Genomic DNA, 18,721 nt, shown 5'->3' on the forward strand with positions numbered 1-18,721 from the left:
GGATATGAGGACATAGTGGATGCCTGCAGCCAGGCATGGAACAGCTTTATCAGTTGTACAAAACGCGTGGTAAAAATGTGCTCTCGGGAATGGGCAAAGGTGACTGAACTTTAATGCGGAATGGTATAATTTGACCGGAAAAGTGCAAGGAGTGGGTTGTCGGCATGCGACCCTGACAAAGGCCAGAGCCTTGGGGGTGACAGGCTATGTCACCAATTGCCGCGATGGCAGTGTCGAAATCTTAGCTCAAGGCAGTGATATTGCGGTGAACAATTTAATTGCTTGGTGCGAAGTGGGCGTGCCCTGTACCGAGGGCTTAACGGTCACTGTGGGAGAAGACGAAGCCGATGATATCTACCTCGACTTCTCCATAGTACAGTCTTAAGTTAAAAGTACAGTCTTAAACAGCTGTCCTGTCTTAAGTCTTTTGCGGTTTACGTATAGGTTCAGTATTGTCCAACCGTTTGTATTGATTCAGTATTCAAACTTATTTGCTGTGCACTAGGTTGTGCCATCTTACGAATTTGGATCACCATGCCCATTTCGGGGTGATCTAAATAATGGATTTCTTCACTCTTCACCCGACGGTTTTGTTCCAAAGGCACTGACATTAAAAACGGTGTCATGACTTTGGGCGCCGTGAGCGTTGCGCTGCTGTCTGATGCATCGCTTGGCATTACTGGTAATAACTTCCGGCCTTCTTTACGCAAATTCAGTGCGGTTTCAATATACAAATAGTGGCTTAAATAAATATTCAGTGTGCCATCTAATTCCCACACCGGTGATACCACTGGCGCAAGCATAGGCGTGCCATCGGCATGAGTCATAGGCTCAGCTTGAGCTTGCTTAATGATTTTTCTGCCATCGAAGTGATATGTACCTGAGAAATCTTTACCCGCAAATAAACGAATAGGCACTGAACCACTTTTACCACGCATTGGTTGTTGCCACGCCATGTGCAGTAAACTGCGCGTGCCGCGTTCACGGGAGATACTATTGATAATACTCGCAAACTGGCTTTGGCTGCGTGCTAATAACACTGGACCGCCATTGGCGCTGGCATAACTGTTTGTTGCGCTGCTGATTTCTGATGGGATCACTGGCGGATAGCGATATTCAACACTGGTCGGTGCGGCAGCTACAGGCTCAGACGTTGGCTCACCGTTTAAGGTTTCGGCGCAATGGCTATTGGCATCGGCATCAAATACTAGCGTACAAGGCGCCGACTCACTCGCCATTGGGGTGACTGCTTGTGCAACCGCTGGAGAGATCAAGTCTATCGCGTTATCGGTTTTTGTCTTGATCGGTGCTTCTGGCCATTGTTCAGTCGACTGACTTTGGCGTTCAAATACATAGACTTCAACTTCGAACCAAGCTTCCGCTTGGACGACCTGACTGTGCGATAGTGCAATGAGGGTAGCGATAGAGACCGCGAGTTTACGTAACACTATTTATCTCCAAGACGATGTTGCGATTGATGTTGAGATAGTTGTTCGAGCAAGAGTTTGACCAAAGCGAGCCTGTCTTTACTGGTTTCGGCCGCAAGGCTGAACTTTAACTTATTCGGTCCTTCCATTCGATAGATTTGTGGCTGGCTTTGGAGCAATCCAATAATAAACATAGGGTCTATAACGTGATCATCACTAAATTCGATGCTACCACCTTTGCTGTGCACTTCTATTTTAGTCGCCCCTAAGCGAGTCGCCTCATGTTTATAGAGGGTCATTTCCATTAAGTTGCGCGTCGGTTCGGGCAATAAGCCAAAACGGTCGATTAATTCGACTTTTAGTTCATCCAGCGCCGCTTGTGTTTCGCAACCTGCAATGCGTTTATAGAGGGATAGACGAATATTGACGTCACTCACATAGTCCTCTGGCAGCAGGGCGGGGATACGCAGTTCAATCTCGCATTGCTGATTGAGCATTTGCGCCAGCGAGGGCTCTTTACCTTGTTTTAAGGCCTTGACTGCCGCTTCGAGCATTTCCATGTATAAGCTAAAACCAATTTTCGAAATATGGCCGCTCTGCTCATCGCCTAAGAGTTCACCTGCACCGCGGATCTCTAAATCCTGCGTCGCCAGCATAAATCCCGCACCGAGATCTTCAAGAGCATCAATGGCTTCTAAACGCTTACGCGCATCTGGGGTCATACGTTTAGGATGCGGCGTCATCAAATAGGCATAGGCCTGATGGTGCGAGCGTCCGACGCGGCCACGCAATTGGTGTAACTGTGCCAGACCAAAGGTGTCGGCGCGCTCAATAATAATGGTGTTGGCACTGGGCACGTCGATACCGGTTTCGATAATAGTGGTACAGACTAACACGTTGAATCTTTGGTGATAAAAGTCTGACATCACCCGCTCAAGGTCACGCTCACGCATTTGCCCATGGGCGACGACGACTCGCGCTTCAGGCAGTAAATCGATAATGCCTTGGGCACATTTCTCAATGGTTTCAACATTATTGTGCAGATAATACACTTGGCCGCCACGGAGAATTTCCCGCAAAATAGCCTCGCGCACGGTTGCAGGATCGGATTCCCGCACAAAGGTTTTTACCGCTAAACGTTTGGCGGGCGGGGTGGCGATAATCGATAAATCGCGCATGCCCGACATGGCCATGTTTAAGGTCCGTGGAATAGGCGTCGCGGTCAGGGTTAAGATATCGACGTTGGCACGCAGCGCCTTGATTTTCTCTTTCTGACGCACACCGAATCTGTGTTCTTCGTCGATGATCAGCAGGCCTAAATTTTCAAACTTGGCCTCAGATTGCAGTAACTTGTGAGTCCCGATAACAATATCGACTTTGCCTTCTTCCAGTTGCTGCAGCACTTGATTCTGTTCTTTGGCGGTACGAAAACGTGACATCACTTCGGTGACTACGGGCCAGTCGGCAAATCTGTCTTTAAAGTTTTCATAGTGTTGCTGGGCAAGCAATGTGGTCGGAACCAGCACGACCACTTGTTTGCCGGCGTTGACGGCCACAAAGGCGGCGCGCATAGCGACTTCGGTTTTACCAAAGCCCACATCGCCACAGACTAATCTGTCCATTGCGGTCGGCGATTGCATATCGGCTAACACGGCGATAATGGCGCTTTCTTGATCGACGGTTTCTTCAAAGGGGAAACCGCGGGCGAATTGGGCGTATTCTTCTTCGTCAATGGTGCAGCTTTCGCCGGGACGCGCTTGGCGACGGGCATAGACATCGAGCAATTCGGCCGCAACATCGCGGATTTTTTCAATGGCTTTTTTCTTGGCTTTAGCCCAAGTCTCGTTGCCGAGTTTATTTAAGTGGGCGTCTTCATCGGCGCCAACACTATAGCGACTGATAAGGTGCAATGAAGACACTGGCACATACAGTTTATCGCCGCCGGCGTATTCCAATTGCAGGTATTCGGCGACCAGTCCACCCGTATCTAGGGTGACTAAGCCCCTATAAAGTGCAACGCCGTGTTCTAAATGCACTATGGGCTGGCCAACTTTGAGTTCGGCCAAGTTTTTAATCAGGGCATCGTTACTGATCTGACGCTGTTTTTCACGGCGGCGTTGCTGGGAAATCCGATGGCCGAAGAGCTCAGTTTCACAAATAATGCTGACACTGTTTTTGGCATTGATGTCTAGTACACAACCCCGTGACAGCGGCGACACGATAAGGCCTAACTTGGCATCACTTTGAATAAATTCATCAAAATGGTTAAACAGCGCAGGTTTAAGCTGAATTTTAGCGAGCAATTCAAGCAGTGCTTCGCGGCGACCCTCGGACTCGGCGCTAAACAACATGCGTTTGGCGCTGCTGGCATAATCTTGCAGTGCTAGCAGCGGTTGCTTTAATTTATGGTTGGCGCTGATGTCGGGCAGGGGGCTGGCGGCAATCACCACCGCTTTCGTTGTTTCAGTGCCATCCGTCGGCACGTGCATTTGATAACGTGGCAGCGGTTTAAAGGCGGCAAATAACTCTTCGATGAGTAGATACAGTTCTTTAGGCGCCAGTAATGGCCGCAGTGGATCGACGCGCCTGTCTTGATAGCGATGCTCGACTTCTTGCAGATGGGCGCGCGCCGACTTTTCGATATCGCCTAAAGTGACGAGTTGAGTATCCTTGGGCAAGTAATCGAATAGGGTCGCTGTGTCATCAAAAAACAGCGGCAGGTAGTTTTCAATCCCCGCCGGCATCAAGTTGCGGCTCACCAGCTGATAAACCGATTCTGGCTCTTTGACTATGACCTCGAAACGGCGGCGGTATCTTTGCCTAAACCCTTCGATGGCTGAGCTATCAGTTGGAAACTCCTTCGCGGGCAATAGGCGAATCGAATCGACAGGTTGCAATGAGCGTTGGGTTTCTGGATCAAAATGGCGGATGGTCTCCACTTCGTCATCGAATAGCTCGATGCGCAGCGGCATATTCATCCCCGTTGGGAAGATATCCAGAATCGAGCCGCGAATCGCAAACTCGCCGTGTTCATACACTTGCTCAACTGAATGGTAGCCAGTGTCGGTTAAATGCTGGCGTACATCATGTAATTTGTAGCTATCACCTTTTTTCAGCACAAACACGTTGGCGCTCAAATAGGCCTTAGGTGGCAGGCGCATCATCAAGGTCGTGACGGGCACGATAACGATGTTTTGCTCAATCTGCGATAACTGCGACAGGGTTTCGAGTCGCTGGGAGATCAAATCCTGATGGGGCGAAAAACTGTCGTAGGGCAAGGTTTCGCGGTCAGGGAATAATCTGACCTTAATGCCTGTTTTACCGAGCAAATAACTCAGTTCTAGCTCTAAGCTTAAGGCGCTTGGCGTATCACTGGTAACAACTAAGGTCGTCCCTTTATGTTGACGCGCTAAACTGGCGAGTGTAACGGCTTGGCAAACGCCGCCCACGGTGGACAGAGTCTGGATTTGAGTGCCATTTTTGACGGCTGGCGGCGTTAGGGCTGATATGTGAGTCATTGGCGTGCGATAAACTGATTCATTCACAAAGAGTTGCAGACATTGTAGAGACTTGATGGCGCAGGTGCCAGCGAAAAGTCAGCGGCTATTGACGCTCGTCTCTGGCGAGTTTACGTAACTTGAGTTGTTTCTGCTGTACATTAAGGCTGGCTTTGACTAATTGTTCCACGTCAGCCTCGAGAATTTGACTGAATTCAAAGTCGGTTTGCCATTGCGGGGCAGGAGCCGCCTGTGTATGTTGCTCGGCATTTTGTGTGTCACCATTATGAGTATTGCTATTGGCGCCGCTCTCGGTAGATAGCGTTTTTAGCGCGGTAGAGGCGGTTACTTTGCCAAAACACAAAATGGCGACTAATTCGTCATGAATAAACAGGGTGATTTTATAGTGTGAGCCTATGGTTAAGGCTGTGGGCGTGAGCAGTCTTAGGCCGCTGCCACCAAACTGATTGCCAATGCATTTTTCGCCCTCTTGGGTTTCTTTCTCTAATACATGCTGCAGCACTAAATCCACTTTGCGGGATTGCAGCTTTAAAAAGTCCACGACAACTTTTGCCTCGTTATCTAAATGGCGCAGTTGTAGCAAGCAGTTGGCTTCAAGTGTTTTCACTTCGCTGAGTAGTTGAATACCCAATGATTGCATTGATCTCAGTGCCATTTCTGAGGGTAATGGCTCGGAACTCGGCCACAGACTTAAGTAGGCGGTGAAGTGGTGAGGCACACTAAAATACGGATTGGTGTCAGTGAACAAGGCTTGCCTCTTTATTTATAGGACCAATACCCCTATTATCGTGCCCATCTTCATGATTTAGCAAGTTCAGCACACAGGACGCAACCCTCTTTCAATGAATCCAGGATTCCCTTTCTATATTGGTTACCGTTATTGGCGGGCCAGAAAAGCGAACGCGTTCGCGTCGTTTATTACTCTATTTGCCGTATCGGGCATTTTTTTAGGTGTTGCCGCGCTTATTGTTGTGAGTTCTGTGATGAATGGTCTCGAAGGCCAACTCAAGCAACGTATCTTAGGCGCGGTGCCGCAATTAACCCTTTATAGTGAAACGCCTTTAGTCGATTGGACTGAGCAGGCGAGTGCGCTTAAAGCCTTACCGGGCGTATTAGGCGTAACGCCGAGCGTGTCGACGCAGGCCATGGTGCAATCGGCGGCGAACATTCGCGCTGTGCAAGTTTATGGCGTGTTTCCCGAGTTAGCGGAAAAGTTGTCTTCGGTTGCCCAGCACACTTACTCAGGAGCATTTGAGCAACTGACGAGCGGTGACTACAAGGTGATTTTAGGCTCTGAACTGGCAAGACAACTTAAAGTCGCCCCCGGTGATACGGTGCGGTTATTAAGTGGCGATGGCGTAGTGTATTCGCCCTTAGGCCCTGTGCCGAGTCAACGTAAGTTTTTGGTCTCAGGCATTTTTGAAATGGGCTCTCAGGTCGATGCGGGCGTGGCGTATATCCATTATCAAGATGCGAAACGGCTGATGCGTCAACCCAGTGAGGCTATTGATCAGCTCAGACTCTATTTAGCCGATCCCTTTAGCGCACCGGCTTTAGCGCCTAAAGTGCAGGATATATTAGCTAAACATGGCATTAAGGCGACAACCAGCGATTGGCGTGATACCTATGGCCACTTGTTCGGCGCGGTCAAAATGGAAAAGAACATGATGTCGCTGATGTTGAGTCTGATTGTAGCCGTGGCCGCTTTTAATATTGTCTCGGCGCTGGTGATGATGGTGGTCGATAAAACCACTGATGTGGCGGTGCTCAAAACCCAAGGGGTAACTACGCCCGCCGTGATGGGCATTTTTGTGGTGCAGGGGTCGCTTAATGCGGTGCTCGGTTTAGTACTGGGGCTGGCGGTCGGGATACTCATTACCTTGAATCTGAATGGCATTATGACCACCTTAGGGATTTCCATTTTAGGTGTGGGGCAGAGCCTGCCAGTGAAACTGGAATTGATGCAGTTGTCAGTGATCGTGATTGGTACGCTACTGGTAACCCTGTTGGCGACCTTATATCCCGCACTGCGCGCTGCTAATGTGCAACCCGCGACTGCGCTCAGATACGAGTAAATACGCCAATAGCTGCACACCGTCGCCACTGTTGAATTGAGTGACGGTTTAGCAAGATGCGAATAATTAAATGCATTGATTTGATGACATAAATCGATGCCAAAGCCTGTTTAAGAGAGAACTTCAATGCAAGACGTGTTACTGCAAGTGCAGAGTGTCAGTAAGAGTTATCATGATGGCGCCGTGACCACGCAAGTGTTGTCTAATGTTGATCTGCAAGTGTTTAAGGGCGAGCAGTTGGCGATTGTCGGCAGCTCTGGCTCAGGCAAAAGTACCTTGCTGCACATTATGGGCACGTTAGATGAACCAACCGCAGGTAAAGTCTTGCTGTTAGGCGAAGATTTATATCAAGTGTCCAGTGCACGCCAAGCGCAGATCCGTAACCAAGACTTAGGTTTTATCTATCAATTCCATCATTTATTGCCAGAATTTACCGCGTTAGAAAACGTCGCTATGCCAGCGTTTATTCAAGGTAAAGATCGTAAACGGGCGCTCGCCGATGCTAAAGCCTTATTGGAGCGGGTCGGTTTAGGGCATCGCATGACGCACATTCCCGCCGAGTTATCGGGCGGTGAACGTCAACGTGTTGCTATTGCAAGAGCCTTGATTAATAAACCTAAATTAGTGCTGGCCGATGAACCTACGGGTAACTTAGATGCCAATAGCGGCGATGCGGTTTATGAGTTGATCCGCGAGTTGGCCGATCAGTTAGGCACGGCGTTTGTGGTGGTGACCCATGATCATAAATTGGCCGCCCGTATGGACCGCCAGCTGATGATGAAGAACGGCTTCCTGCAATTAGCGGCGGAAACCCAAGTATGAAAGGACCGTTAGCCTTATCCATTGGTTGGCGTTTTTATCGCGCCCGCCAATCGAACAGCTTTATTAGCTTTATTTCCTTCGCATCGACTGCCGGTATTGCCTTAGGCGTGGCGGTATTGATCATAGTCCTGTCGGCAATGAACGGATTTGAGCGCGAGTTAGAACATAGATTGCTTGGTGTCGTGCCGCAGGCGGACATAGTCGGTGTGAGCGAGCCAATCGCGAACTGGCAGAGTGTAGCCGAGGGGGCGCTGTTAATTGAAGGCATTCGCGGCGCAGCGCCTTTTATCCGTATGCAAGGTTTAGTGCAAAAGCCCGGTGGTTTTCAGGGATTAGCCGTGGTGGGGATTGATCCAAAAGAAGAAATCAAGGTCTCGACATTGGCGCAATTTATGAGTGATGCCAGCTGGCAGAGTCTCGGCCAAGATGAAAATCACATCGTCCTTGGGCAAAGCTTGCTCACTAAGTTAGGGCTTGAGATTGGAGATACGCTGGCCTTGTATGTACAGGATATGGATCCAGAAGCGGCGGGCAGTTTACGTGCGGCGAAGAGCCATCGTTTTGTGGTATCTGGCGCTTATAATCTTGGTGGCGAGCTTGAGCTGACCACGGCTTATATTCCTATGCAGTACGCGGCGCAGATCTTGAACATGAAGAGCGGCGTGACTGGCGTGCGTATTAGCGTCGATAAAGTGTTTGATGCCCCCGTCAAAGTGCGCGAGCTTGGTTATGCGCAAAAGCAGTCGGTGTATATCAGTGACTGGACCCGTACCCAAGGGCATTTATATCAAGATATTCAGTTGGTTCGCACAGTCATGTACTTAGTGCTAGTGCTGGTGATTGGTGTCGCTTGCTTTAATATCGTTTCCACCTTAGTGATGGCGGTGCGGGATAAAGCCTCAGAAATTGCGATTTTGATGACCATGGGTTTGAGTCGTTTGGCTGTAATGGGGATCTTCATGGTGCAGGGCGCCTTGAATGGTCTGCTTGGCTGTGGTCTTGGCGGCATTATCGGCGTGAGCGTGGCACTGAATTTAAGTGCGATTGCCAGCTCAGTTGAGCAGTTGCTCGGTATTCAACTGCTGTCAGCCGATGTGTACTTTGTCGACTTTTTACCGTCTGAGTTACATGGCTCAGATGCGGCGCTGGTGATTGTGATGGCATTTCTCATGAGCTTAATCGCCACGCTTTATCCTGCTTGGAAGGCCAGCCAGATTGCGCCAGCACAAGCTTTGGCAGGTAGATAATCTATTGAGTGGTTGTACGTCCTGTGAGCTGGTTATCGTTGAAAATCAGTGCACGCTTGCAGGACTATCTTCTTAAAGTTTTAGGAATGAAAGCCCCATAAACAAAAAGGCCAGTGAGCGCTCTTAGAAGAGTTTGCCACTGGCCTTTTTTATGTCTAACGTTTTGTATCTATGCGTTTTGTATCTAGCGTTTTGAAAGCGAAGCGGTAGTCGAGCTTAATACTTCGAGCACTTGACACTAACGCTTCGGAACTAAACTTCGAGGCTAACGCTTCGAAACTAATCGCTTAATATTAACGCTTTAAACCTTCGTTCAATAATGGACGCATGATTTTAACTAATTCTGTGGTCACTTTAGGTGAACCTGCAACTATGTTACCAGAAATCAAATAGTTATGGTTGCCAGTGAAGTCGGTAACTGTACCGCCCGCTTCGCGGCAGATAAGATCACCAGCAGCGATATCCCATGGCTTTAAGCCGATTTCGAAGAAACCGTCTAAACGACCCGCAGCAACATAGGCTAAATCTAATGCGGCAGAACCTGCGCGACGTAGGTCAGCACATTGGCCGAACACTTCGCCGAAAATAGCCATATAAGTTTCAGTGTGTTGACGGGCCTTGAATGGGAAGCCTGTACCAATCATTGTTGGGGCTAATTCATTCACGTTAGTCACACGCAGACGGAAATCATTGAGTTTTGCGCCTTTACCGCGGACGGCAGTAAAGAGTTCTTCACGGACAGGATCGTAAACAACGGCAACTTCAGTTTTACCTTTATGTTGCAGAGCGATAGAAATCGCGAAGTGGGGAATGCCTCTAACAAAGTTGTTAGTGCCATCCAGAGGGTCAACTATCCAAACGTAGTCGCTATTCTCACCGCGGTTTTCGCCTTTCTCTTCACCCACGATAGTGTGATCAGGGTAAGATTTACGAATTTGGTAAGTAATAGTCGCTTCTGCTTCCTTGTCTACACTGGTAACAAAATCGTTGATACCTTTTGAACTGACTTCAATACGGTCAAGTTCGGTATAGGCGCGCATAATATTTTGGCCGGCCGCGCGGGCAGCGCGTACAGCAATCGTCAGCATCGGATGCATTGCAATCCCCTGGATGTTAAAGAACGTTAAAATAGCGGGCGGCATTATACTCGATTTGATAGTTATATCAAATACCGATTTTCATATAAGCATTCGGCAATGGCTGTGATAATATTCGTCCCCAACGTTTTATGAATTAAATTAAGTTGTTTCATGCTAAGTAATATTCGAGTGGTTTTAGTGGGGACTTCGCACCCCGGCAATATTGGTTCCACTGCCAGAGCGATGAAGACTATGGGTCTGTCAAATCTGTACCTTGCAGAACCGCGTGTTGAACCCGATGGGCATTCCATTGCATTAGCCGCGGGTGCATCGGATATTCTGAAACATCTTGTGAAAGTGGATTCACTCGCTGAAGCGATTGCTGATTGCAGTCTCGTGATTGCAACCAGTGCGCGCAGCCGAACCTTAGACTGGCCAATGTTAGAGCCAAGAGAAGCAGGGGTTAAATTAGCGACCGAGGCACTTAAAGGCCCCGTTGCCATAGTATTTGGCCGTGAGAACCACGGCTTAAGTAATGAAGAGTTGCAACAGTGTACTTATCATGTGGCGATTCCTGCGAATCCTGAATACAGCTCGCTCAACCTTGCGCAAGCCGTACAAATCATTTGTTATGAAACCCGTGTTGCCCACCTCGCACAAAAAGAAGTGGCCGAAGAAGCGCTAACCGAGTATCCCTTGGCCGCCGATCAGGAACGTTTCTTTGCACACCTTGAGACGACGCTGTTATCAACCGGATTTATCATTAAGAATCATCCCGGACAAGTGATGATGAAACTGCGCCGCTTGTTTAGTCGTGCGCGGATTGAGAGTCAGGAGATGAATATCCTCAGGGGAATCTTGACCTCTATTGATAAAGTCACTGGTTCTAAAGATAAATAGCCAAATCCTCATCATCAATAATCACCGTATAGAATGACTGCAAAGGGATAAACAATGGGCGTGATAGCTAGGCTAAAAGAAGATATTGAATCTATATATCACCGTGATCCTGCTGCGCGCAGCGCGTTTGAGATCTTGGTTAACTATCCGGGCATGCATGCCATTTGGTTGCATCGGATAAGCCATAAGTTATGGAAGCGTGATTGGCGTTTAACGGCTCGTTGTTTATCGACTTTCTCCCGTTGGCTGACGGGCGTTGAAATCCATCCTGGTGCGACCATAGGTCATCGATTTTTTATCGACCATGGTATGGGGGTGGTGATTGGTGAAACGGCTGAGATCGGTGATGATTGCACGCTTTATCATGGTGTCACGCTTGGCGGAACCACATGGCAAGCGGGTAAACGTCACCCGACGTTAGCCAATAACGTGGTGGTAGGCGCGGGAGCTAAAATCCTCGGTCCAATTACTATGCACGACGGTGCGCGTGTGGGGTCAAACTCAGTCGTAGTGAAAGATGTGCCAAAAGATACCACAGTCGTGGGTATTCCTGGGCGTGTAGTAGCCACGCCGTCACCGCAATCGAAAGAGAAAACTGAACGCCGCAGCGCGATGGCAAAAAAATATGGCTTCGATGCGTACGCGGTATCACCGGATAATCCCGATCCTGTTGCCAATGCAATAGGGCAGATGCTCGATCACATGCATCTGATGGACTCGAAAGTTCAAGAGTTGTGTCAAGCCATTCAAGGGTTGGGGGGTAATGTCTGCACCGAAAAACTGCCAGAGCTGGATATGGGCGAGTTTAATGATGCAGAAAAAGCGGCAGCGGAAAAACGCCATAGTGCATTAGATGAGTTTGATCCGAGTATCTAAGTTTCAAGAAATGGTTCAACGAAATGATTTAACTTAGTGGCCTTACTTGCTTAAGGGCTGACTCTCGCAAGGGTCTACTTTAGCATTTTACTTTAGCTTATCCTGTTGTAAAGGCGCATATTGCGACCAAACCTGAGTTTGATCGCGTTACAGTGCAGCGATGACTTTTATTGTGGGTTTATATCGTGCTAGAAGTCGATTAATTGGCGCTCTAGCATTGAATCTTAAGCTAGAAAAAGGTTAAATACCCCACCAAGATGAAAGGGTATTGGTTATTTGCACACTCATATACTTGAGTGTTTTAGTAGGTTTTAATACTTGACTGAATTACTCGGGTATGTTGAAATAATGCATACCTGTTCGGGAGCTATGGTAGTTATGAAACTTACATCAAAAGGTCGTTATGCAGTAACCGCTATGCTAGATGTGGCAATCCACTCAGCATCGGGACCAGTTCCCTTAGCGGACATCTCTGAAAGACAAGGGATTTCGCTTTCCTATCTGGAACAACTCTTCGCTAAGCTAAGAAAACACGGCTTAGTTGCCAGTGTACGTGGACCGGGCGGTGGTTATCGCTTAGGCCTAGAAGCCAATGATATTTCAGTCGGCATGGTTGTCCATGCTGTAGACGAGTCTGTCGATGCGACTCGTTGCCAAGGACTTGGCAATTGTCAGAGTGGAACTCGCTGCTTAACCCATTCACTTTGGGGCGATTTAAGCAAACAAATTTCAGATTTTTTAGATGGTATCAGTCTTGCTGGCTTGATGCAGAAACGAGATGTGCAATTTATCTCGCTTAAGCAAGACACTATGCAAAAGGAACAAAGAGTCAGTTTATAACGGCCTTTGTTATATATAAAAATAATTTTTGTACGTTGTATGTAGCCTCTACCAGAGACTGCTCAGTACGGAGTGTGTTATGAAGCTTCCTATCTATTTAGATTACGCCGCCACCACGCCTGTTGATCCAAGAGTCGCGGAAAAGATGTTCCAATGTATGACAATGGACGGCATCTTTGGTAATCCGGCATCACGTTCACACCGCTACGGCTGGCAAGCTGAAGAAGCGGTAGATATTGCTCGCAATCAAATTGCTGAGTTAATTAACGCCGATCACCGTGAAATTGTGTTTACTTCTGGTGCAACTGAATCAAACAATCTTGCGATCAAAGGTGTTGCTCATTTCTATCATAAGAAAGGCAAGCACATCATCACCAGTAAGACTGAACATAAAGCGGTTCTCGATACTTGTCGCCAATTAGAGCGCGAAGGTTTCGAAGTGACTTATTTAGAGCCTGCGGCAAACGGCATCATTCCGATGGAACGTTTAGAAGCGGCAATGCGTGACGACACTATCCTTGTCAGCATCATGCACGTCAACAACGAAATCGGTGTGATCCATGATATCGATGCAATCGGTGAGCTATGTCGTTCAAAAGGCATTATTTTCCACATGGATGCAGCGCAAAGTGCGGGCAAAGTGCCTATCGATGTGCAAGCCACTAAAGTGGATTTGGTTTCGATTTCTGGCCATAAAATGTATGGACCTAAAGGTATCGGTGCCCTGTATGTTCGCCGTAAGCCACGCATTCGCTTAGAAGCGCAAATGCACGGTGGTGGTCATGAGCGCGGTATGCGTAGCGGTACGTTACCAACGCACCAAATCGTAGGTTTAGGTGAAGCGGCTGCAATCGCAAAAGCGGAAATGGCCTCTGATGACGCCCGTATCGGTGCATTACGTGACAAATTATGGAATGGCATCAAGCACATTGAAGAAACCTATATCAATGGTGATGCGATTGACCGTGTTAGTGGTAGCCTCAACGTCAGCTTCAACTATGTTGAAGGCGAGTCGTTAATGATGGCACTGAAAGATTTAGCGGTTTCATCGGGTTCGGCTTGTACTTCAGCCAGCCTAGAGCCTAGCTACGTATTACGTGCACTTGGCTTAAATGATGAAATGGCACATAGCTCGATTCGTTTCTCTATCGGCCGTTTCACCACCGAAGAAGAAATCGATCACGCTATCGAAGTAATTACTCAATCTATTGATAAATTAAGAGAAATGTCTCCTTTGTGGGAAATGTTTAAAGATGGGATCGACCTGAACCAAGTTCAATGGGCACATCATTAATTCTGACCTTTACAATAGATAATTTTGGAGCAGTACCATGGCTTACAGTGAAAAAGTGATAGATCATTATGAGAACCCACGTAACGTTGGTTCTTTTGATAAAAACGATCCTTCGGTCGTGACCGGTATGGTAGGCGCGCCTGCTTGCGGTGACGTAATGAAACTTCAGTTGAAAATTGGTGCTGATGGCATCATTGAAGACGCTAAGTTTAAAACCTACGGTTGTGGTAGCGCGATTGCATCTAGCTCACTGGTAACTGAGTGGGTTAAAGGCAAAACTATCGAACAAGCTGCGGCGATTAAGAACACAGATATCGCTGAAGAATTGGCATTGCCACCGGTGAAAATCCACTGTTCAATTTTGGCTGAAGATGCCATTAAAGCTGCTATCGACGAGTACAAATCGAAACAAGCTAAGTAACATCTGGAGTTAAGATGGCGATTACAATGACCCCAGCGGCAGCCGATCGTGTCAGATCTTTCTTAGTCAACCGAGGCAAAGGCGTAGGCCTGCGTCTCGGCTTAAGAACATCAGGCTGTTCTGGTATGGCTTATGTACTTGAGTTCGTTGATTCTTTAAATGATGATGATGAAGTGTTTGATATCGATGATGTGAAAATTATCATCGATGCTAAAAGCCTCATCTATCTTCAAGGGATCGAGCTGGATTTTGTTAAAGAAGGGCTGAATGAAGGCTTCCAATTTAATAATCCTAACGCAAAAGGTGAGTGTGGTTGCGGTGAGAGTTTCACTGTTTAACCGCTAAAGTTGACGCATGAATTATTTCGAGCTGTTTAAATTTTCCCCTGCCTTCGATATTGATACCGCCTTACTTGCAGAACGCTACCGCGAACTGCAACGGGCGGTTCATCCCGATAAATTTGCCAATGATACTGAGCAGCAGAAATTGTTGTCGGTGCAGCGCACGGCGCAAGTCAATGATGGTTTTCAAACCTTAAAAGATCCCATTCGCCGCGCTGAGCATATGTTGTCGCTGCGTGGCATTGAATTAAGCCATGAAACCACCACAGTGAAAGATACTGGCTTCTTGATGCAGCAAATGGAATGGCGCGAGGCGTTGGAAGACATACGCGATAGTGCCGATCCTCAAGCGAGTATTGACGAGCTATATCAATCTTTTGCGCAGTACCGCGCGCAACTCACTCAGCAATTGACTCAACTGTTAACCAGTGAGCAGGCTGAAGATGCATTGTTAGCGGCGGATCAAGTTCGCAAACTCAAATTTATGGCAAAATTACACGACGAGTTGACCAGAGTCGAAGACGCTCTGTTAGATTGATTTTCCGTGTTTATGTTACTTTGCTGACTCAAGCACGCTTGGGTTGGCATTACTAAGTTGGATATATATGGCCCTTTTGCAGATAGCTGAGCCCGGTCAAAGTGCCGCGCCGCACCAACATAGACTTGCCGTTGGCATAGATTTAGGTACGACCAATTCTTTGGTGGCGGCTGTTCGAAGTGGCGAGACGGCAACCCTGCCGGACGAACTTGGACAGCATTCATTACCTTCTATCGTGCGTTATACCCAAGATTCAGTCGAAGTCGGCGCCCTTGCGGCGTTGAGTTCGGCGCAGGATCCGCAAAACACGATCGTTTCGGTTAAGCGTTTTATGGGCCGCAGTCTGGCTGATATCAAAGCCGGTGAGCAATCATTCCCCTACGAGTTTGCTGAAAGCGAAAACGGTTTACCTTTATTTGTGACGCCCCAAGGCGAAGTGAATCCCGTGCAAGTGTCTGCGGAGATTTTACGTCCGCTGATCGCCCGTGCTGAAAAAACCTTAGGCGGCGAACTGCAAGGTGTGGTGATAACCGTACCTGCGTATTTCGACGATGCCCAGCGCCAAGGCACGAAAGATGCCGCAGCTTTGCTGGGTGTTAAAGTGCTACGTTTGTTGAATGAACCGACGGCTGCTGCGATTGCCTATGGCTTAGACTCTAAGCAAGAGGGTGTGATTGCCATCTATGACTTAGGCGGCGGCACCTTCGATATTTCTATTTTGCGCTTGAATCGCGGTGTATTCGAGGTGCTTGCTACGGGTGGTGATTCAGCGCTTGGCGGTGATGATTTTGACCATTTATTGCAAGCACATATGCAACAAGTGTGGCAGCTTAGTGACATCGACTCACAATTAAGCCGTCAGTTGCTGATTGAATCGCGTCGAGTCAAAGAAGCCTTAACGGATGCTGTAGAAACTGAAGCGAAAGTGATCCTTGCCGATGGGACTGAACTGACGCAAATCGTTACTAAAGCTGAATTTGATGCCATGATTGCGGCGTTGGTTAAGAAGACCATTGCCAGCTGTCGCCGTACCCTGCGTGATGCGGGCGTGACAACGGATGAAGTGCTTGAAACTGTGATGGTTGGCGGTTCAACGCGCGTGCCATTAGTGCGTGAACAGGTCGAAGCTTTCTTCGGCAAACCACCGCTGACATCTATCGATCCCGATCGAGTTGTCGCCATTGGCGCGGCCATTCAAGCCGACATTTTAGTGGGTAACAAACCTGAATCGGATTTGTTATTGCTCGATGTGATCCCTTTGTCATTAGGCATAGAGACCATGGGCGGCTTAGTGGAAAAAGTGGTATCGCGTAATACCACGATTCCGGTCGCGCGAGCACAGGAATTTACCACCTTTAAAGACGGTCAAACGGCCATGGCATTCCATGTGGTGCAGGGCGAGCGTGAGCTGGTTGACGATTGTCGCTCACTGGCGCGTTTTACTTTAAAAGGTATTCCGCCGTTAGCCGCTGGCGCTGCGCACATTCGGGTGACATTCCAAGTGGATGCCGATGGTTTACTTAGCGTGACCGCGATGGAGAAATCCACCGGCGTGCAGTCAAGTATTCAAGTTAAGCCATCATTTGGTTTATCGGATACTGAAATTGCCACTATGCTGAAAGATTCGATGAAGTATGCCAAAGACGATATCACTCGTCGTATGCTGGCCGAACAGCAAGTGGAGGCGGCGAGGGTACTCGAGTCTTTACATGCCGCGTTAGCGAAAGATCGCGACTTGCTGAATGCCGATGAGCGTGGGCAAATTGACGCCATCATGGCCAATGTGGCGCAAGTGGCCGCGGGTGATGATGCCGATGCAATTAAACTCGCGATTGAAAAACTGGATGAGCAAACCCAAGATTTTGCTGCCAGACGTATGGACAATTCTATTCGAGTGGCATTTAAAGGCCAGTCGATCGACAACATATAGGTGATGTAATGCCCCAATTAGTCTTTCTTCCCCATGCCGAGTTGTGCCCAGATGGCGCAGTGCTTGAGGCGAATGTTGGTGAGACCATTCTTGATGTTGCGCTGCGTAATGGCATCAATATCGAGCATGCCTGTGAAAAGTCCTGTGCTTGCACCACGTGTCACTGTATTGTGCGTGAAGGCTTTAATGATCTTGAGCCAAGTGATGAGCTGGAAGATGACATGTTAGACAAAGCTTGGGGACTTGAGCCCGAAAGCCGTCTATCTTGTCAGGCGAAAGTGGTCGACACTGACATGGTGATTGAGATCCCTAAATACACGGTTAACATGGTCAGCGAAGGCAATTAATGCTGCCGCGATAATTGTTAAAACCAGTCCATGTGACTGGTTTTTTGCTTTTGGCGTTGAGCATTTGTGCAACTAATCTTGTCTATGCCTCTAGTTGTTTGATTTATCCCTGCGCAGGCGTATTATGCGCTCAAAATTAATGGTTGCCGGAGACCAAATGAGAATAGCGATCTTATCGCAAGGGCCTGAGCTATATTCAACGAAGCGACTCGTTGAAGCGGCGCAATTACGTGGTCATGAAGTACACGTAATTAATCCCCTTGAATGTTATATGAATATCAACATGCGGCAATCGAGTATCCACATTGGTGGGCGAGAGTTACCCGCATTTGATGCCGTGATCCCCCGTATTGGGGCGTCGATTACCTTTTATGGCTCGGCAGTGTTGCGCCAATTTGAGATGATGGGCGTCTATGCTTTAAATGATTCTGTAGGGATCTCGCGCTCACGTGACAAATTGCGTTCTATGCAGCTGATGTCACGCCGCGGTATTGGTTTGCCTATTACCGGTTTTGCCAATAAACCGAGTGATATTCCCGACTTAATTGATATGGTGGGTGGCGCGCCTCTGGTGATTAAATTACTCGAAGGCACCCAAGGTATTGGCGTGGTATTAGCCGAGACCCGTAAAGCGGCTGAGAGCGTGATTGAAGCCTTTATGGGCCTTAAAGCCAACATTATGGTGCAGGAATATATCAAAGAGGCTAATGGCGCAGATATTCGCTGCTTTGTGCTCGGCGATAAAGTGATCGCTGCCATGAAGCGCCAAGCTATGCCCGGAGAGTTCCGCTCTAACTTGCACCGTGGTGGCACGGCAAGTTTAGTCAAATTAACCCCAGAGGAACGCTCAGTCGCCATTCGTGCGGCTAAGACTATGGGGCTTAATGTGGCTGGTGTTGACTTGCTACGCTCAAACCACGGTCCTGTGATCATGGAAGTGAACTCCTCACCCGGTCTTGAAGGAATTGAAGGCGCCACCACGAAAGATGTGGCGGGTGCTATTATTGATTTTGTTGAAAAAAATGCGATAAAAGTAAAAAAGGTGACGCAAGCACAGGGTTAATGC

Annotated in this window: 18 protein-coding genes; 14 read left to right on the forward strand and 4 right to left on the reverse strand. The window is 48.2% G+C overall.

What is annotated here, in order from left to right:
- Positions 1 to 103: 103 nt before the first annotated feature.
- Entirely contained in the window at positions 104 to 385 is a 282-nt protein-coding gene (locus tag K5Q99_RS01510; RefSeq protein ID WP_220775896.1) for an acylphosphatase, read from the forward strand.
- A 61-nt stretch (positions 386 to 446) separates the two neighbouring features.
- On the opposite strand, the gene K5Q99_RS01515 is transcribed toward K5Q99_RS01510, so the two are convergent.
- From K5Q99_RS01515 to K5Q99_RS01525, 3 genes are all read right to left on the reverse strand, one after another.
- Positions 447 to 1,448 carry a peptidoglycan binding protein CsiV gene (locus K5Q99_RS01515; RefSeq protein ID WP_220775826.1) on the reverse strand — a complete coding sequence of 334 codons (1,002 nt, stop codon included), beginning with the start codon at positions 1,446 to 1,448 and terminating at the stop codon, positions 447 to 449.
- Complete coding sequence (mfd, locus tag K5Q99_RS01520; RefSeq protein ID WP_220775897.1) at positions 1,448 to 4,945, reverse strand: transcription-repair coupling factor; 3,498 nt, start codon at positions 4,943 to 4,945, stop codon at positions 1,448 to 1,450. Before mfd ends, K5Q99_RS01515 begins: the two co-directional genes overlap by 1 nt.
- 85 nt (positions 4,946 to 5,030) lie before the next feature.
- Complete coding sequence (locus tag K5Q99_RS01525; protein ID WP_220775827.1) at positions 5,031 to 5,693, reverse strand: hypothetical protein; 663 nt, start codon at positions 5,691 to 5,693, stop codon at positions 5,031 to 5,033.
- A 94-nt stretch (positions 5,694 to 5,787) separates the two neighbouring features.
- Between K5Q99_RS01525 and K5Q99_RS01530 the strand changes: the two genes are divergently transcribed.
- The 3 genes from K5Q99_RS01530 to lolE all read left to right on the forward strand — a co-directional run bounded on the left by K5Q99_RS01530 (position 5,788) and on the right by lolE (position 9,089).
- Complete coding sequence (locus tag K5Q99_RS01530) at positions 5,788 to 7,020, forward strand: lipoprotein-releasing ABC transporter permease subunit (protein WP_220775828.1); 1,233 nt, start codon at positions 5,788 to 5,790, stop codon at positions 7,018 to 7,020.
- Positions 7,021 to 7,146: 126 nt separating this feature from the next.
- Positions 7,147 to 7,842, forward strand: a complete 696-nt coding sequence (lolD, locus tag K5Q99_RS01535; RefSeq protein ID WP_106650668.1) for a lipoprotein-releasing ABC transporter ATP-binding protein LolD — start codon at positions 7,147 to 7,149, stop codon at positions 7,840 to 7,842.
- Positions 7,839 to 9,089, forward strand: a complete 1,251-nt coding sequence (lolE, locus tag K5Q99_RS01540) for a lipoprotein-releasing ABC transporter permease subunit LolE (protein ID WP_220775829.1) — start codon at positions 7,839 to 7,841, stop codon at positions 9,087 to 9,089. The genes lolD and lolE overlap by 4 nt, the downstream gene beginning before the upstream one ends.
- Positions 9,090 to 9,382: 293 nt before the next feature.
- Here lolE and suhB read toward each other — a convergent pair whose 3' ends face one another.
- Positions 9,383 to 10,186 (reverse strand): inositol-1-monophosphatase, encoded by an 804-nt coding sequence (gene suhB / locus K5Q99_RS01545; protein WP_106650666.1) that lies wholly within the window; start codon positions 10,184 to 10,186, stop codon positions 9,383 to 9,385.
- 153 nt (positions 10,187 to 10,339) lie between these two features.
- On the opposite strand from suhB, the gene trmJ reads away from it, so the two are divergent.
- The 10 genes from trmJ to rimK all read left to right on the forward strand — a co-directional run bounded on the left by trmJ (position 10,340) and on the right by rimK (position 18,718).
- On the forward strand, positions 10,340 to 11,068 hold the full coding sequence (trmJ, locus tag K5Q99_RS01550; protein ID WP_106650665.1) for a tRNA (cytosine(32)/uridine(32)-2'-O)-methyltransferase TrmJ: 729 nt from the start codon (positions 10,340 to 10,342) through the stop codon (positions 11,066 to 11,068).
- Between the two features lie 54 nt (positions 11,069 to 11,122).
- Positions 11,123 to 11,944 carry a serine O-acetyltransferase gene (gene cysE, locus K5Q99_RS01555; protein ID WP_028759817.1) on the forward strand — a complete coding sequence of 274 codons (822 nt, stop codon included), beginning with the start codon at positions 11,123 to 11,125 and terminating at the stop codon, positions 11,942 to 11,944.
- Between the two features lie 378 nt (positions 11,945 to 12,322).
- Positions 12,323 to 12,784 carry a Fe-S cluster assembly transcriptional regulator IscR gene (gene iscR / locus K5Q99_RS01560; RefSeq protein WP_006081858.1) on the forward strand — a complete coding sequence of 154 codons (462 nt, stop codon included), beginning with the start codon at positions 12,323 to 12,325 and terminating at the stop codon, positions 12,782 to 12,784.
- A gap of 79 nt (positions 12,785 to 12,863) precedes the next feature.
- The gene (locus tag K5Q99_RS01565; protein WP_106650664.1) at positions 12,864 to 14,078 is read left to right on the forward strand and encodes an IscS subfamily cysteine desulfurase; all 1,215 of its coding nucleotides are present in this window, start codon (positions 12,864 to 12,866) and stop codon (positions 14,076 to 14,078) included.
- Positions 14,079 to 14,115: 37 nt separating this feature from the next.
- Positions 14,116 to 14,499 carry a Fe-S cluster assembly scaffold IscU gene (gene iscU, locus K5Q99_RS01570; RefSeq protein WP_011072277.1) on the forward strand — a complete coding sequence of 128 codons (384 nt, stop codon included), beginning with the start codon at positions 14,116 to 14,118 and terminating at the stop codon, positions 14,497 to 14,499.
- A gap of 14 nt (positions 14,500 to 14,513) precedes the next feature.
- Entirely contained in the window at positions 14,514 to 14,837 is a 324-nt protein-coding gene (gene iscA, locus K5Q99_RS01575; protein WP_107947761.1) for an iron-sulfur cluster assembly protein IscA, read from the forward strand.
- 16 nt (positions 14,838 to 14,853) lie between these two features.
- Positions 14,854 to 15,378: a co-chaperone HscB gene (gene hscB, locus K5Q99_RS01580; RefSeq protein WP_012089341.1), complete on the forward strand. Its 525-nt coding sequence runs from the start codon at positions 14,854 to 14,856 to the stop codon at positions 15,376 to 15,378.
- A 67-nt stretch (positions 15,379 to 15,445) separates the two neighbouring features.
- Entirely contained in the window at positions 15,446 to 17,308 is a 1,863-nt protein-coding gene (hscA, locus tag K5Q99_RS01585) for a Fe-S protein assembly chaperone HscA (protein WP_220775830.1), read from the forward strand.
- Positions 17,309 to 17,316: 8 nt separating this feature from the next.
- Positions 17,317 to 17,655: an ISC system 2Fe-2S type ferredoxin gene (gene fdx / locus K5Q99_RS01590; RefSeq protein WP_006081852.1), complete on the forward strand. Its 339-nt coding sequence runs from the start codon at positions 17,317 to 17,319 to the stop codon at positions 17,653 to 17,655.
- A 157-nt stretch (positions 17,656 to 17,812) separates the two neighbouring features.
- Positions 17,813 to 18,718, forward strand: a complete 906-nt coding sequence (rimK, locus tag K5Q99_RS01595; protein ID WP_006081851.1) for a 30S ribosomal protein S6--L-glutamate ligase — start codon at positions 17,813 to 17,815, stop codon at positions 18,716 to 18,718.
- Positions 18,719 to 18,721 lie beyond the last annotated feature (3 nt).

The organism is Shewanella hafniensis (genome assembly GCF_019655335.1).
GTDB lineage: Bacteria > Pseudomonadota > Gammaproteobacteria > Enterobacterales > Shewanellaceae > Shewanella > Shewanella hafniensis.